This is a genomic window from Pseudomonas orientalis (genome assembly GCF_002934065.1).
GTDB classification, from domain to species: domain Bacteria; phylum Pseudomonadota; class Gammaproteobacteria; order Pseudomonadales; family Pseudomonadaceae; genus Aquipseudomonas; species Aquipseudomonas orientalis_A.
The window spans coordinates 2,008,967-2,024,545 of sequence record NZ_CP018049.1; the positions used below are offsets into that span (position 1 = coordinate 2,008,967).

Below are 15,579 nucleotides of genomic sequence, written 5' to 3' on the forward strand. Positions count from 1 at the left end.
GATTGCACGCGCCGCTGAATCCGCCTGGCGGGCTTTGTGCTTCAGCCGATCGCCTGGGTCACCAGCGCAAACTCGGTGACCCCGGCGCTTGATCGGGGCGGCACACCGCGCACCATCCGTGGCGCGTTATCCACACACGGCAGCCCCAGGCTCTCCAGCCAGTCCCCCAACCCGCATGCGTTGGGAATATCCAAACGCACGAACGCGCCCGGGATCAACCGAAGAAGGTGAGTGATCAAGTGTCGGGCCTGCTCCGGGTGGTGCGCGACGACGGGGCCAATGAGGTGGCCGCGACCAAATTGGCGTAGCAGTGCGCATCCCTGCAGGTGTCCCTCTACCTCGATGCCCACCACGTGTTCAGCCCTCGGCAGCAGGTCGTTGAGTACCTCGGTGCGGTCCAGGCCGCTGCCGGCGTTGGCCAGTTCGATCACCTTCGGGTAGTCGGCCCGGTTCAATACGCGACATAGCGCGTGGCGGCTCGCGGGCAAGGGCTCTGGCATCTGCGGCACGCCCTGATGTTGCTGAATACGTGCAAATTCAACGAATTCCATGCTGGCGTACAGCGGCGCGCCTGACTCGGTGGCATTGAGGATCGGCGTGCGCGGGCCCACGGTGTCCAGGCACAAATTCATCAAGCGCCGTCCGATGCCTTTGCTCCGGTGCTCATGACTGACGATCACCAGGCCGATGGACGAATAGGCCCCCTGATGACAGGCGAATGCGACGCCTGCCAAGACACCGTCCTGTTCGGCGACGAAGCCTTCGGATGTGCGCTGCACCATCGCCCAGTCTTCCTCGCGATGCGGCCATTTGAGGTGCACGGAGAGAGCATGGGCGGCGGGCAGGTCGGCGGCGGTTGCCGGGCGATACAGGTAAGCGGGACTCACATCGGTTTCCTCTGCTGGCATGCAGGCACTGAGTCTACGGCGCATTGCGGCTGTGGCGATAATCGCTGACCGCTTCGTACACCGCCTTGCGCAGGCGGTTGATGCCGCCGATGGGGCGGTGTTCTGCCACGCCGAACCAGGGGTTGAATGACTGGTTGTCGCAGGCGAGATTCAGCGCGGGCGTGTCGAAGTCCTGCGCCGGGACCCGCACCCTGGCCACGGTCTCAAAAGGCGCATCGCTTTCCTTCCATTCGATGCTGGTGTCTTCGATGGGCATGAATGTCTGCGGGTTCTGTCGCTGGATCTGCAACACGAAGCACGCCGGTACGCGGTCGGTGGACAGTTGTTGATTGAGCGCGCTGCGCAGGAAGTTCGGCAGGTCCTGGTTCTGTTTGGGCTGCACGTATTCGGGGCAGCTTTGCGGGTCGGGGGCGACGCGGAACTTGGCGTTGGCCGCACCGAACTTGTAGGGCGAAACCGAGAAGTAGGTGGTCTGCGTCGGACTGGCCGGGGCAGGGGCGAGGGTGGCCAGGGCGATGAACAGGTGGCGTATCTGCCAGGTGCGCGGGTCGGCCTTGGGGAAGAATGCCAGCACTTTTTTGCCATCCGCCTGGGCGCCAATGTTCTGCGCATATTCGGCCACGTCGCTGACGAAGAAGTTCGGGTGGCTGAACATCACGAAGTCCTGCTCGGTGCGCGCTTGCTGATCGGCCATCAGCTGTTTGCCGGGGACGTCCAGCAGCTTGATGGCCATGCCGCGGGCATCGCGGATGCTGTCGAATTGCGGGTAGGCATTGCCATTGGACAGCCGCATCATCGCCTGCCAGGTTTTACCCGGCGTTGCGAACACGCCCTGGCGTAGCGCCGGATCGAGGTCGGCGAGCACGCTGACTTCGGCCTTCACACAACCATGGGCCTTGGCGTGGGCATCGCGCAGGTAGCGCGTGCCCTCGCGGTGCTGGTCGACGATGCGCACGGCGGTCTGGATGATGCCCTGGGTCATGGCGGCTTCGCCGGGCGGAATCTGCTCATCCGGCGACACCGGGCCGCTGTGCTGCCAGGCGTACCACGCGCTGGCGCCGAGCCAACCGAGCAGGCCGAGACCCACCAGCCACAGCAGGGTTTTGCCGAGAAACCCGCCAATGCGCAGCCAGAGGCGGGCGAGCAGGGAGGGGCGGTCATAGGGGGATCGAATCATCATGGCAGTTGTTGCTCCAGCGGGCTGCCCAGCACTTTGAGGTATTCCAGCAGCGCCCAGCGTTCCTGTGGCAGCAAGCCACGGCCGATGACGCCGTTGCCACGCTGGCCGGCACGGAATTCGTGGCCGCTGTTGTGGTTGCCGGTGATTTTGGTATCGAACACAAAGGCGTTCTTGAACGCGTCGGTCTCAAAGCCGAGATGGCGCGGATCATAGTTGAAGGTGCCTTTATAAAAGGTGGTGCTGCGCTCGTCCTGGGGCGAGAGCAACTGGTAGATCGTCGGCACCGAACCGTTATGCAGGAACGGCGGCGTTGCCCAGACGCCAGCCAGTGGCCGCGCTTTGTAGGCGCGTAACTCTCGCACGCCGATGGGCAGGCCGTACCCGTCCAGGCGCGGGCGCTCGGCCGGGGTCACGCCGGCGGCGCGGTAGGCGTGGTCCTCGACGAATGCGGTGACGTAGGCCAGGCCCTTGGCCACGGACATCTTCTTCAGGTCCAGTGGCTCGGTCGGCGTGGGGTGCAGTTGGACGTTGAGCCCGGCCAGCTCCGCCGGGTCCCATTGCAGCGCACTGAGGTCGTAGCGCTGGTCGGCGATGTTGCTGGCGGTGCCGGGGTCGGTGCCGATGTAGTCCACCGGCAGCATCTTCAGTTGCTGCACCGGCCGGCCGCCTTCTTGCGTGACGGTGGGCACGTGACAGCCGGCGCAGTTCTCGGCGAACAATGCGCGGCCCTGGGCGGCAAGGGGCTTGTCGATGGCGCCGAACAGGTCTTCGGGCCAGGTGGGTGGCTTGAGACGTTGCAAGGTCTCTTCGATCAGGTTCAGGTCGCGCACGCGTACGCTGGAAGGGTAGCGCGCATCGCCCTGCAGGGGCTGGCCGGCGCTGTCGAAGAAGTCCAGGGTCGCGCCGACGCCGAGGGCTTCACCGATGTTGCGGGCCATGGGCTGCTGGGCCGAACCGTTCCATTGCACCCAGTCGAAGGTCCATATATCCCACAATTGCGGGTAGTCCACCGGCGCGTTGGCGATGCGATAGTTTTGCGGGGAAATGGCATCGCCAAAGCTGGCATTGGCGATGCGGCCGAAGGCGTCGGTGCGGCCCGGCCCTTCTTCGGTAGGGTAGAGGCCACGGTGGGTATCGTTCCAGGCAACCTTGAGGAAGCGGTTCAGCGACTGCTTGAAGTCCTGGCGCAGCTGGCTGTGCTCGGCGTCGTAGCGCTCCCCCAGGACCTGGCGGGCGAAGCGCTCGAATTTCCACGGGTTGTAATAAGTCGCCGCAAGGCTGGCGACCAGGGCCTGGCCGAAGCTGCCGCCGCGCAGGGTCGGCACGCTCGACGGCAGTACATGCTGGGCGGAGCCGCCGTCGATACGCAGGGCCTGGCCCTTGAAGTGCAGCTCGCCGGTGTGGCAGGCGGCGCAGGTGATATCCAGGTATTCAACGTTGCTGCCCGCATTTTTATGCCGGGCGAAACCCACCGGCAGGTTGCCGGGGTTTTGCGCGCTGGGCGCTTGCCGCGGGTCCACCAGAAAGCCGAAGCGTGCCAGGTACTCCGGCGAGGCAAAACGGCGCTCGGAAAAGGGCAGCTCCAGCGCGGTGAACCAGTCGTAATGCAGGCCTTTGACCTGGGTGCCCTGGGGCGTGAAGTAATAGGTCTGGCGGTCGGCGGCACTCCATTGGTCCTGGTAGTGCACCTGCTCCACGGGCACGTAGTCCGGCAGCCTGGGGTTGATTGTGTAATAGAGCACCACGGCCAGAATCAGGCCCAGTACCAGGAGGATCAGGAGTAAGACACGGGTGAAAATGCGCAAGTTAACTATCCTTGTCGGTTGTTCGCGTTGTTATGCCACTACGCCAAGGGGGCGGCAAGTGGCCATGAGTCTGGAGTGGCAGGTCCCACGATCCGTCGCGGACCTGCATCATGAATGAAATTGCTTTTAAACACGTGAACTTATCAGACGTTTCCTGCTCACATGCCGGTAGCCATTGGTCGTGGCCGCCTGATAAGCTCGCGACTTTATTCGAATGCCCTTTTGGCGCATGAACAAGGAAATAGCATGAAACAGCATCGGTTGGCGGCGGCGGTGGCCCTGGTTAGCCTGGTACTTGCGGGTTGTGATTCGCAGACCAGCGTAGAGCTGAAAACCCCGGCGCAGAAAGCTTCCTACGGCATCGGCCTGAACATGGGCAAAAGCCTTGCTCAAGAAGGCATGGATGACCTGGACTCCAAAGCGGTAGCCCAAGGCATTGAAGACGCTGTCGGCAAGAAAGAACAGAAGCTCAAGGATGACGAACTGGTTGAAGCCTTTGCCGCGCTGCAAAAGCGCGCTGAAGAACGCATGACCAAAATGAGCGAAGAGTCGGCAGCGGCCGGCAAGAAATTCCTCGAAGACAACGCCAAGAAAGACGGCGTGGTCACCACTGCTTCCGGTCTGCAGTACAAGATCGTGAAGAAAGCCGACGGCGCACAGCCCAAGCCTACCGACGTAGTGACTGTTCATTACACCGGCAAGCTCACCAACGGTACTACCTTTGACAGCTCCGTGGACCGTGGCAGCCCGATTGACCTGCCGGTCAGCGGTGTGATCCCGGGTTGGGTCGAAGGCCTGCAACTGATGCACGTGGGCGAGAAGGTTGAGTTGTACATTCCGTCCGACCTGGCTTACGGCGCCCAGAGCCCGAGCCCGGCGATTCCAGCCAACTCCGTGCTGGTATTTGACCTGGAGTTGCTGGCCATCAAGGACCCAGCCAAGGCTGAAGCGGCTGACGCACCTGCTGCACCTGCCGCCAAGAAGTAATCGGCGCTGCAACCAACGACAACGCCCCGTTCGACGGGGCGTTGTTGTTTTCGCCGACGCGTATCTACCTGACGCCCCTGCGATCAAACTGTGGGAGGGAGCTTGCTCCCGATGGCGGCCTCAGGGCCGACCAGGATGTTGAGTCGATCCCGGTCCAAATGTGGGAGGGGGCTTGCCCCCGATGACGGCCTCAGGGCCGACCAGGATGTTGAGTCGATTCCGGTCCAAATGTGGGAGGGGGCTTGCCCCCGATGGCGGCCTCGGGGCCGACCAGGATGTTGAGTCGATCCTGATCCAAATGTGGGAGGGGGCTTGCCCCCGATGGCGGCCTCAGGGCCGACCAGGATGTTGGATTGGGTTGAGTACATATCCGTTTCTGCGGTAACGGCCACTTAGGGTTCCGCCCTGACGGCGGCTCACTTTTGAAAAGCGCAAAAGTAAGCAAAACGCTCTTGCCCCACCACTCGGCACCTCGCCTAGGCTCGGTGTGCCCTCTCTCCGGCTTGAATCCGTGGGCCGCCGCAATGGGCCATCCATGGCCCAGTGCGGCTAACCCGGCGTCCTGCCGGGTTACCCACGGATTCAAGCCTGCGTTCGGCCAGCGTGGTTTGACGGGGCGCTTAAGATCAAGAGCGGCTCGCTTCGCATCGTGGTTACGGTTGGGCGCCGTGCAGTAGCCTATCGCAGGCGTGTCAGCTGTTACGTTTAAGACTCTGCAAATCCGAACGAACGTCCTCAACTTGACACAGTCTGATATTAGGCCCGAGCACGGGTAGCCGCACAGATCTGCCAAGTCAATGAAATATTGGGATTTTCTGATGTGCGCAAAAAACGCCCGATCTGACTGCAAGCCTTGTAGTCCGTGGCTTTCAGCCATGAAAAAAGGCTCTGTTCACAAGGTTATCCACAATTTGTGTGGATAACCTTTCTGTCGTATGGAACTGGAGTGACACATGAAACCACCCTTCAATTTCACCCGCTTCCTGCCTATAGCCGCACGTTTGCTGGGGCGTGGCCGTCTGCCGACCCTGCTGTTTGCCGTCGCGGCCAAAGGTTCGAGTCAGGGTAATCGGTTGGGCCAGCTCAAGGATGACCTCAAGCTGCTCCAGGCGCTGTGCCTGGCCTACTGGCGCGGCGAGTATCGGGCGATCAGTCCCAAGGCGCTGATTTCGGTAGTGGCGGGGCTGATGTACTTTCTCAGTCCGATTGACGCGATTCCGGATTTTATTCCCATGTTCGGTATGTTCGACGACATCGCTGTGCTGGCCTGGGTCATGAAGACCCTGAGCGGTGAGCTCAGCGCGTTTCGCGCCTGGCGCGATGCGCAACGCCCGGAAAAGCTGGCCGTGGTCGAACGTCTACCGGCCACACCTGAGCTGCTCGCCCAGGAAAACCCACAAAAAAACTGATGCTTTGGGCTATCCCCTGCGACCTCCGTGGCTGTTAGGATTACACTTCCAAGGAAGGAGTAAGGAAATTACTTACTTGGTAAGTGTTTTTATCCTACGGGGCAGTCATGGATATCCAGATCATTTCACGTAATGGCGAACCCGAATATGCGGTGTTGCCATGGGACCAGTACCAGGCGCTGCTGAAGGCGGCCGGTCAGCAACAGCCCACACTGGCTTCTTCCCCTGCCACACCGATTACTCCCGACCAGGACGTGCACCCGCTCGCAGCCCTGCGCGGCCTGCGCGAAGCTAAGGGCCTGGCGATCGAAACCCTGGCGCGCACAGTGGGTATCAGCCCCTCGTATCTGGGTTTGATCGAAAGTGGTGAACGCCAGCCGGATGCCGCCATTCGCCGCAGCCTGGCCTGGGAATTGGGCGTTGCAGGTTGGAGGGATGAATCTTGAGCCTACGTATCAGCCGTCAACATTGGGATGGCTTACTCAACGAACTGGACCAGGCGCGCCGTCAGCGCCATCTGCTGACCTACCGTGCGCTGCTTGAGCGCCTGCAATTCCCGACGCCGGCGATGCAGACGCTGGCCGCGGCCCTGGAGCACCTGGCGGCGCTGGACGCCAAGGCCGAGCAGCCGCTGCGCAGTTCCCTGGTGATCAGTCAGGGTGCCAGCCGCCTGCCGCGCACGGGGTTCTTTGAGTGCGTGGAGCGCCTGGGGCGTTTCAGCGGGCCCTCCGACGGTGTGGCCGCCGCTTCCTGGCACGCTTCGGAGGTGGTGCGGGTGTTCGAGTACGAATATCCCGAATCCGCCGAGGCCTAAGCCGGCAGCAGGTCCAGGCTGTCGATCACATGAATGCTGTAACCGACGATGTCCTTGGCCTGGTGCTTGGCCTGCGACGCCAGCTCCGCCAACTGGCTGGCATCGAGTTGTGCACAGGCCTGTGGATACAAATGCACCACGCCAATCGACAGTGAAAGCAAGGCGAATTCCTGGCTCACGCCCTGGCGGTTGAGTGCGGTGAAGCAGCCGGCGTCGAGGTGCTCGGCGCGGTAGAAACGTCGGCATTGGGTGTGAAAGTCGTCCAGCAGTTGATTGAGTCGTTTGCGCCAGTCCTGTGGGCCCAGCACCAGCAGAAAGTCATCACCACCGATATGCCCGACAAAGTCGCGGCTGGGATCGACCCGGTCGTTCAGGCACTGCGCCAGGCACAACAGCACCTCATCCCCGCGCCCGTAACCATAGATATCGTTGAAGGGCTTGAAGCTGTCGATGTCCACATAGCAGATCACCGATTCACGCTGTTGCTGCAGCAGGCGCGTCAGGCACTGCTGGATCGGCACATTGCCCGGTAACAGGGTGAGCGGGTTGGCGTAGCGCGCCTGCTGGATCTTCAGTTCGGTGATCAGCTTGAGCACATCGATGACCCGGCCCAGGCCCAGATAGTCGCCGTTCAACGTGATGATGAAATCTTCTTCGATGCGTTGTCGCGCGCGGCTGGTGAGCAAGCGGCTGACCTGTTGCAGGGATTGGCTCAACTCCACGGCCAGAAAGTCATCGCTCATCAGGCGACTGATGGGCTTGCGCGCGAACAGGTCGGTCGCGAAGGGTTTGAGCAGCGCGTCCGACAGCGAGTGTCGATGCACGATGCCCACCGGGTGGTTGCGGGCATCGAGCACCGCCAGTGAGTTCAGGTTGGCCTGGCGACGGAATGCTTCGAGCACCTGGGCGGTTGCCGTGTCTTGATCCACCGCCGGCTGTTCAATGAGCAGCGCGCTGAGGTCACTGGCTTCTTCGTTCAGGGCGATATTGGCGTGGTCCGGCTTGGGCAGCATCAAGCGTGCTTCCTGCGGTGGATGCTCCTGAGGCCGGCAGAGCAGGTAGCCCTGGACCAGGTCCACGCCCATTTCCGTCAACACCGCCAACTCTTCCGGCAGTTCAATGCCTTCGGCGATCACCTGGGCCCGGGAGGCCTTGGCGATCTGCATGATCGAGCCGACAAATTCGCGTTTGAGCGCGTCCTGATGGATGCCGTCGATAAAGTGGCGGTCGATCTTCACATAATCCGGGCGTAGCTCCGACCACAACCGCAGGCTGGAGTAACCGGCGCCCAGGTCATCCAGGGCAATGGCAAAGCCCATGTCGCGATAGTGATGCAACGCGGTCTGCAACAGCTTGAAATCATCAGTGGGCGTCTGCTCGGTGAGTTCGATCACCACCTGGCTGGGGGGAATACCGAACTCGCGCAGCAATTGCAGGGTGCGCCCCGGCTGGTGGGCCGTCTCCACCAGGGATTCCGGTGAGATATTGAGAAACAGCTTGCCCGGCAGCTTCTGCTCGCTGAAGCGCCGGCAGGCACTCTCACGGCAGGCCATTTCCAGTTCGCTCAGGCGCCCGGCATGGCTGGCGATGGAGAACAGGGCGACGGGGGAGTGCAACGGGCTGTTGGACGGGCCGCGACTGAGGGCCTCGTAGCCGAGGATGCGGCGTTCAGACAGGCAAATGATCGGTTGGAACAGGCTGTGCAAACTGCGTTGAGCCAGGATAGAGCCCAATGCATCCAGCTGTTCGGTCATGGTCATGGCACTCTCGATCGAAAAAAAAGGACCGCAGGCTTGAAACCTGCGGTCCTTATATTTCACGACAGAATGATGTCTATATGATGACACTCCAGGGAGCGATCACATTAAATTGACATCATTTACTGCTTGGCTACCTGCTTGGTGATTTTCAGGTAGTCCAGCAGGATGCGACCGGTCTCGGCCAGATAGGCGTCGTCTTCCGGCTTGGTTTTTTCCGCCTCGGTCGGCAGCGCATCTTCATCTTCTTTCTTCAGTTCCTTGAGCGGGTCCTCGCCCTTGGCCTTGCGGCGCACGTTTTCCAGCACCAGTTGTTGATTCTCGATGTCGGCGTGCTGCTTGCGACGGTCCGCTTCGTTGAGGCTGACGGTCTTCTCTTCCATCAACTTCTTGGCCAGGGCCAGCTTGTCGCGGATGAAGACGAACTCGGCGTCCTTGGCGGAGCGCGTGTCGTGGTCAGCTTTCAGCTGTGCCAGGAACGGCTTGAACGGGTCGGATGCCGGCTTGATCGCAGGGCGTATGGTGTCCCACGGCATGGCTTCGGGCAGGGCGCTCTCGCCGATTTCCTTGGTGTCGATGATCGACGGGAAGTCGATGTCCGGCAGTACGCCCTGATGCTGGGTGCTCTGCCCGGAAACCCGGTAGAACTTGGCCAGGGTCAGCTTGAGTTCGCCGTGGTTCAGCGGCTGGATGGTCTGCACGGTGCCTTTGCCGAAGGTCTGGCCACCGATGATCAGCGCACGGTGGTAGTCCTGCATGGCGCCGGCGAAGATCTCCGAGGCCGAGGCCGAGAGACGGTTGACCAGCAACGCCATCGGGCCTTTGTAGAAGGCGCCCGGGTTCTCGTCTTCGAGTACGTCGACACGGCCGTCGGCATTGCGCACCAACACGGTCGGGCCCTTGTCGATGAACAGGCTGGTCAGCTCGGTGGCTTCCTGCAGGGAACCGCCGCCGTTGTTGCGCAGGTCGATGACCACGCCGTCGACTTTTTCCTTCTGCAGCTCAGTCAGGATTTTCTTCACGTCGCGGGTGGTGGACTTGTAGTCCGGGTCACCGGCGCGGAAGGCCTTGAAGTCCAGGTAGAAGGCCGGGATTTCAATCACGCCCAGCTTGTAGTCCTTGCCATCCTGCTTGAGGTTGAGGACTTTCTTCTGCACGGCCTGGTCTTCGAGCTTCACCGCTTCACGGGTGATGGACACGATCTTGCTGGTCTGGTCGTTGGGTGCATTGGTGTGCGGAATCACTTCCAGGCGCACCACGCTGCCCTTGGGCCCACGGATCAGCTTGACCACTTCGTCCAGGCGCCAGCCGACCACGTCGACCATCTCTTTGTCGGCCTGGGCCACGCCGATGATCTTGTCGGCCGGGGCGACCTGCTTGGTCTTGTCCGCCGGACCTGCCGGCACCAGGCGCACGATCTTGACCTGGTCATTGTCGCTTTGCAGGACGGCACCGATGCCTTCCAGGGACAGACTCATGTTGATATCAAAATTTTCCGCGTTATCTGGCGACAGATAATTGGTGTGCGGGTCGTAGGACATCGCGAAAGTGTTGATGTAAGCCTGGAAGATGTCTTCGGCACGGGTCTGGTCCAGGCGCGCCAGCTGATTCTTGTAGCGCTTGGTCAACAGCTCCTGGATGGCCTTGGGCTCTTTGCCGGCGATCTTCAGGCGCAGCACTTCGTCCTTGACGCGTTTGCGCCACAGGTCGTCGAGCGCGGCGGTGCTGGTCAGCCAAGGGGCGTCCTTGCGGTCCACCAGAAGGGTTTCCTTCTCGGTGAAATCGAGCTTGTCGATGCCTTTGTTCAACTCACCCAGGGCGAAGTCCAGACGCGCTTTGACGCGGTCCAGGTAACGCTTGTAGATGGTGAAACCGGGCTGCAGGTCGCCGCTTTTGAGGAGGTCGTCGAACTGGGTCTTCCACTTGTCGAACTCAGTGATATCACTGGCCAGGAAGTAACTGCGCGACGGGTCCAGCAGCTTGAGGTAGCTGTCGTAGATGATCACCGAGCGTGCGTCGTCCAGCGGCGGCTTGCTGTAGTGATGGCGCTTGAGCAACTCGACGACGTTAAGGCTGGCAATCACCTCATCGCGATCAGGCTGAAGGTTGTCCCAGCTATTGGCTGCGAACGTATTGGTCGACATCGACGCGAAGCCGAGACCAATGAAAAAAGCGAGGGCGGTGCTGGAGAACAGATGCTTCATGCTGATTCGACGCGGGGGCAATTGATAACGCATATTAGGCCGTCTTTGAGGGAGCCGGTTCCATATGGTCCGGTCGCATAATGCAAAAAGCCCGACGCTACTGCAACGGGCTCAGTCCGGACTCACTATGGAGGCACTGTGAGTGCATTGCAAGGCGTCGAGGGTCATGTCGAGCGGTGTAATAGCTCGGTCCTACCTGCAATGTAGGTCAAGTTCGCGTTCGCGTGGTGGAAGCGGGCGCTCATCGCAGAGTTGTAACAGTACCCATGTGGGAGGGGGCTTGCCCCCGATAGCGGTATGCCGGTGAAGAATGTTTCATCTGATCCACCGCCATCGGGGGCAAGCCCCCTCCCACATGGGGATCTTCTACAGGGAGATCTCCGTGGATTCAGGCCCAGTGGTGAATCGGCCAGCCGGCCTGTTCGGCGTGGGCCCGCAATACCGGGTCGGGGTTGACCACCTGCGGATGATCCACTTTCAGCAATAACGGCAGGTCATTGCGCGAATCCGAATAGAAACAGGCACCTTCCAGGGTTTCGCCTTCCTGCTCCAGCCATTGCAGCAAGCGCGTGATCTTGCCTTCGCGGTAAGTCAGTACGCCCTCGGTCTTGCCGCTGTACACCCCGTGGCTGACCTCCAGCTCGATGCCCAGCACTTCGTCGATGCCGATGCGCGCCGCAATCGGCGTGACCAGGTGCGTGCCCGAAGCGGAGATCACCAGGATCCGGTCACCATTGGCGCGGTGTCGGGCGATGGTTTTGGTCGCGTCGCTGTAGATCAGTGGCTCGATCACGTCCTCGACCCAGGGCTCCACCAGGTGTTCGATCTCTTGCGGGGTGCGGCCGATCATCGGCTCCAGGCTGAAATCCATGAAGTCCTCCATGCGCAGCTCGCCTCGGCCGTAGGCCGCCATCAGCTCGTCGTTCCTGCGCATGAATGACTCAGGGTCAACCCAGCCCAGGCGGCCCATCTGCGCGCTCCATAAGGTGGCGCAGTCGCCATGGATCAGGGTGTCGTCCAGATCAAAAATTACCAATGCCATCCGAAATGCTCTCTCATTCAGTCGTTGCCCATCAGGCTACTTCACACAGCGCGCTGGGGTCGATGGAAAGTGCCAGGCGCTGGCCGTCCGGATGCAGATCGTCGGCAGAGCGGTTCAGCACATCCACCACCAACTCCACGCCACGGGCTTCGATACGATAGCGAATCACGTTGCCCAGCAGGCTGTGGCTGCGCACCAGCGCGTCAAGGTCGCCGTTACGGCTCAGTTCGATGGCTTCGGGGCGGATCGCGATGCGCCCACTGATCGGCCGTTGCAGCAGTTGGCTGGCCTTGTCGGCATCCAGCAGGTTGTAGTTGCCGATAAACCCGGCGGCGAACACATCCACCGGCGCAGTGTAGAGGGTCTCGGCATCGCCGCTCTGTACGATCCTGCCTTGATTCATCAGGAAGATGCGGTCCGACATGGTCAGGGCTTCCTCCTGGTCATGGGTGACGAAAATGGTGGTCAAGCCGAGTTCGCGCTGGATCTGGCGGATCTGCTCGCGCAGGTGCTTGCGAATCCGTGCATCCAGCGCCGACAGCGGTTCATCCAGCAGCAACAGGCGCGGGCGGGTCACCAGTGAGCGGGCGAGGGCGACGCGCTGGCACTGGCCGCCGGACATCTGGTGCGGATAACGACCGGCCAGGTCCTTGAGCTCGACCAATTGCAGGACCTCCTGGACCCGCTTGTGACTGTCGTCGGCGTTGACTTTTTGCATGCGCAGGCCGAAGGCGACGTTCTGTTCCACGGTCATGTTGGGAAACAGCGCGTAGCTCTGGAACACCATGCCGATATGCCGTTTCTGCGGGCTTAGCGGGACGATGTCCTGGCCATCAAGCAGAATTTTCCCACTGTCCACCGAGGTCAGCCCGGCGATGCAGCGCAGCAAGGTCGACTTGCCGCAACCGGACGGGCCGAGCAGGGTGACGAACTCACCCTTGGCGATTTCGCAGTTGATATCGCTGAATACCGGGGTGCCGGTATAGCTCTTTTGCAGGTGTTGGACGCTGACGAAGCTCATTGGCTTTTGTCCTTGTTCAAGATATTGGCGGCCCAGGTCAGCACCAGCACAAAGAAGAAATAGGAGATCACGACGGCACTGGTGAAGTGGCCGCTGCTGTTGCGCATGTTGTTGAGGTACACCTGCAGGGTTTCATAGCGGGTGCCGACCAGGATGTTGGCGAACACGAACTCACCGAACAGGAATGAGAACGACAGCAGCAGCGCCACCATCAGGCCTTTGCGCAGATTGGGCAGCACGACCAGGATTGCCGCTTGCCAGGTGCTGGCGCCGAGCAGTTGCGAGGCGTCCATGAGGTCGCGCAGATTGATCGCCTGCAGGTTGTTGGTGATTGCGCGGTACATGAACGGCAGCGCCACGGTGAAGTAGCAACCGATCAGAATCCACGGCGTACCCACCATCGCCAGCGGTCCGGACCCGTACAGTTGCAGCAGGCCCACCGACGACACCACCGGCGGCACCGCGAACGGCAGCAGGATCAGGATGTTCATCAGCGCATCCAGCCTGGGGAAGTGGTAATGCACCACGAACAGCAGCGGCAGGATCAGCACCACCGACAGGATCAGCGCGCCCACGCACACCAGCAGCGATTGCCCGAAGGCCATCAGGAAGCGCGGGTCGCTCCATAGCTGCACATACCATTTCAGGCTGAAGCCGGCAGGCAGGATGGTGGCCGACCAACTGCTGGAGATCGAATAGACAAAGGTGCCTGCCAGCGGCAGTACCAGGATCAGGAACAGCACGTACACCACCACCCGATGGTAGAGGGACGCCGGGCCGGCATCAGCGCGAGACATGGTAGCTCCTCTTGAGCAGCAGTTGATGGACCACCGTGACCACGGTCATCAGCGCCACCAGCACCACGGCCAGGGCGCTGGCCATGTTCGGGTCCAGTGACACGTCACCGGAAACCAGCCCCGCGATGCGGATCGGCAGCACGTTGAAGTTGCCGGTGGTGAGGGCGTACACGGTGGCATAGGCGCCAAGGGCGTTGGCCAGCAGAATCACGAACGTGCCGAGCAGGGCGGGGGTCAGGACCGGCAAGCCGATGTGCCGCCAGAACTGCCAGCCATTGGCACCGAGCAGGGCGGCCGATTCGCGCCAGTCTTCGCGCAGCGCGTCAAAGGCCGGGTACAGCAGCAGGACGCCGAGGGGGATCTGGAAGTAGGTGTAGAGGAGGATCAAACCGGTTTTGGAGTACAGGTTGAAGTCCTGGATGATGCCCGCCTGCTTGAGCATGATGGTAATGCTGCCGTTGAACCCCAGCAGGATGATGAACGCGAAGGCCAGGGGCACGCCGGCGAAGTTGCTGGTCATGTTGGCAAACGCCGTGACGAAATTGCGCAGCGGCGAATCGACCCGGCGCAGGGAGTAACTGCCCAGCGTGGCGATGATGATGCCGAAGACGCTGGAGTAGAAGCTGATCTCGAGGCTGAACTGGATCGCCTGCAGGTAGAACTTCGAACTGAAAATGCGCGTGAAGTTTTCCAGGCTCCAACCGCTGTCTTCGGTTTGCAGGCTGTTGATCAGCACCCAGGCCAACGGCGCGATCTGGAACACGATAAAGAACAGCGCGAAGGGCGCCAGGCACAGTAAGGCCAGCCATTTGCCGCGAACCATGCCACTCATTTGAGCAACTCCCGGCAGACCGGTTTGTCGTGGGGTACGCCGAGCAGTGCGCAGACGGTGCCGCACAGATCGGTCTGTTTCGGCGCGGCGGCGGCATCCAGGCTGAAGGCGTCGCCCAGTACAAACAGCGGCACTTCGCGTTCCTCCGGCAGCAGGCCGTTGTGGGAGCGGTCGTTGTTCATGCCGTGGTCGGCGGTGACCAGCACCTGGTAACCGGCGTCGAGCCAGCCTTGCAGGTAGTCGGCAAGAATAATGTCGGCCGAACGTGCGCTGTTGCGGTACTGCGCAGTGTCGAGGCCGTGCTTGTGACCGGCGTCGTCGATGTTCATCGGGTGCACCAGCAGAAAGTCCGGCGCGTGCTTGAGGCGCAGGCTTTCGGCGTCGGCAAACAGGTGGGAGTCCGGGTAGTGGTCATTCCAGTAGAAATGCCCATGCTGGATCGCCAGCGCCGCATCGTCGGTATGACGATCACGAGCCGCGAGAAAGGGGGTGCGGTTATACAATTCGCTGACCCAATGGTAAGCCGCCGCTGCGGTGGTCAAGCCGGCACGGGTGGCGTAGTGGAAAATGCTGCGCTGGCTGGACAGGCGCGCGACGTTGTTGTGGACGATGCCGCTCTGGATCGGCGGCACACCGGTCAGGATGCATTCATACAACGGGCGGGACAGGGCGGGCAGTTCACATTCCAGTGTGTAGAAGGCTGCGCGTCCTGCGCCGACATAAGCCTGCAAGTGCCCCATGGCGTGCCGGGCGACCCCGGCGTTCAGGCCGTCGAGCACGACAAGGATGACAGGGTGCTTCATGGGGGCTGGGGCTCCGCGAC

At 61.5% G+C, this 15,579-nt stretch carries 14 protein-coding genes; 4 read left to right on the top strand and 10 right to left on the bottom strand.

Annotation, left to right across the window (positions count from 1 at the left end; genetic code table 11):
* Positions 1-41: 41 nt before the first annotated feature.
* Genes BOP93_RS09165 through BOP93_RS09175 form a run of 3 tightly spaced genes read right to left on the bottom strand, consistent with a single transcriptional unit; the run spans position 42 to position 3,893 of the window.
* Complete coding sequence (locus tag BOP93_RS09165; RefSeq protein WP_104502341.1) at positions 42-887, bottom strand: GNAT family N-acetyltransferase; 846 nt, start codon at positions 885-887, stop codon at positions 42-44.
* 34 nt (positions 888-921) lie between these two features.
* Complete coding sequence (locus BOP93_RS09170) at positions 922-2,088, bottom strand: catalase family protein (protein ID WP_104502342.1); 1,167 nt, start codon at positions 2,086-2,088, stop codon at positions 922-924.
* Positions 2,085-3,893, bottom strand: a complete 1,809-nt coding sequence (locus BOP93_RS09175) for a di-heme-cytochrome C peroxidase (RefSeq protein WP_104502343.1) — start codon at positions 3,891-3,893, stop codon at positions 2,085-2,087. Before BOP93_RS09175 ends, BOP93_RS09170 begins: the two co-directional genes overlap by 4 nt.
* 246 nt (positions 3,894-4,139) lie before the next feature.
* On the opposite strand from BOP93_RS09175, the gene BOP93_RS09180 reads away from it, so the two are divergent.
* From BOP93_RS09180 to BOP93_RS09200, 4 genes are all read left to right on the top strand, one after another.
* Positions 4,140-4,880: an FKBP-type peptidyl-prolyl cis-trans isomerase gene (locus BOP93_RS09180; RefSeq protein ID WP_003190133.1), complete on the top strand. Its 741-nt coding sequence runs from the start codon at positions 4,140-4,142 to the stop codon at positions 4,878-4,880.
* A 953-nt stretch (positions 4,881-5,833) separates the two neighbouring features.
* Positions 5,834-6,289 (top strand): YkvA family protein, encoded by a 456-nt coding sequence (locus BOP93_RS09190; RefSeq protein ID WP_065932250.1) that lies wholly within the window; start codon positions 5,834-5,836, stop codon positions 6,287-6,289.
* A 107-nt stretch (positions 6,290-6,396) separates the two neighbouring features.
* The gene (locus BOP93_RS09195) at positions 6,397-6,735 is read left to right on the top strand and encodes a helix-turn-helix domain-containing protein (RefSeq protein WP_104502344.1); all 339 of its coding nucleotides are present in this window, start codon (positions 6,397-6,399) and stop codon (positions 6,733-6,735) included.
* Complete coding sequence (locus BOP93_RS09200) at positions 6,732-7,103, top strand: hypothetical protein (RefSeq protein ID WP_005786715.1); 372 nt, start codon at positions 6,732-6,734, stop codon at positions 7,101-7,103. The genes BOP93_RS09195 and BOP93_RS09200 overlap by 4 nt, the downstream gene beginning before the upstream one ends.
* On the opposite strand, the gene BOP93_RS09205 is transcribed toward BOP93_RS09200, so the two are convergent.
* The 7 genes from BOP93_RS09205 to BOP93_RS09235 all read right to left on the bottom strand — a co-directional run bounded on the left by BOP93_RS09205 (position 7,100) and on the right by BOP93_RS09235 (position 15,559).
* On the bottom strand, positions 7,100-8,863 hold the full coding sequence (locus BOP93_RS09205; protein ID WP_104502345.1) for a bifunctional diguanylate cyclase/phosphodiesterase: 1,764 nt from the start codon (positions 8,861-8,863) through the stop codon (positions 7,100-7,102). The two genes, BOP93_RS09200 and BOP93_RS09205, sit on opposite strands and share 4 nt — an antisense overlap.
* 119 nt (positions 8,864-8,982) lie before the next feature.
* Positions 8,983-11,097: a carboxy terminal-processing peptidase gene (locus BOP93_RS09210; protein WP_104502346.1), complete on the bottom strand. Its 2,115-nt coding sequence runs from the start codon at positions 11,095-11,097 to the stop codon at positions 8,983-8,985.
* Between the two features lie 355 nt (positions 11,098-11,452).
* Positions 11,453-12,106: an HAD family hydrolase gene (locus BOP93_RS09215; protein ID WP_104502347.1), complete on the bottom strand. Its 654-nt coding sequence runs from the start codon at positions 12,104-12,106 to the stop codon at positions 11,453-11,455.
* Between the two features lie 31 nt (positions 12,107-12,137).
* Positions 12,138-13,127, bottom strand: a complete 990-nt coding sequence (locus BOP93_RS09220) for an ABC transporter ATP-binding protein (protein WP_104502348.1) — start codon at positions 13,125-13,127, stop codon at positions 12,138-12,140.
* Positions 13,124-13,924 carry an ABC transporter permease gene (locus BOP93_RS09225; RefSeq protein WP_065888220.1) on the bottom strand — a complete coding sequence of 267 codons (801 nt, stop codon included), beginning with the start codon at positions 13,922-13,924 and terminating at the stop codon, positions 13,124-13,126. Before BOP93_RS09225 ends, BOP93_RS09220 begins: the two co-directional genes overlap by 4 nt.
* Positions 13,911-14,756 (bottom strand): ABC transporter permease, encoded by an 846-nt coding sequence (locus BOP93_RS09230; protein WP_065888221.1) that lies wholly within the window; start codon positions 14,754-14,756, stop codon positions 13,911-13,913. The genes BOP93_RS09225 and BOP93_RS09230 overlap by 14 nt, the downstream gene beginning before the upstream one ends.
* Positions 14,753-15,559, bottom strand: coding sequence for an alkaline phosphatase family protein (locus BOP93_RS09235; protein WP_065891630.1), 807 nt, complete (start codon positions 15,557-15,559; stop codon positions 14,753-14,755). Before BOP93_RS09235 ends, BOP93_RS09230 begins: the two co-directional genes overlap by 4 nt.
* Positions 15,560-15,579: the final 20 nt, after the last annotated feature.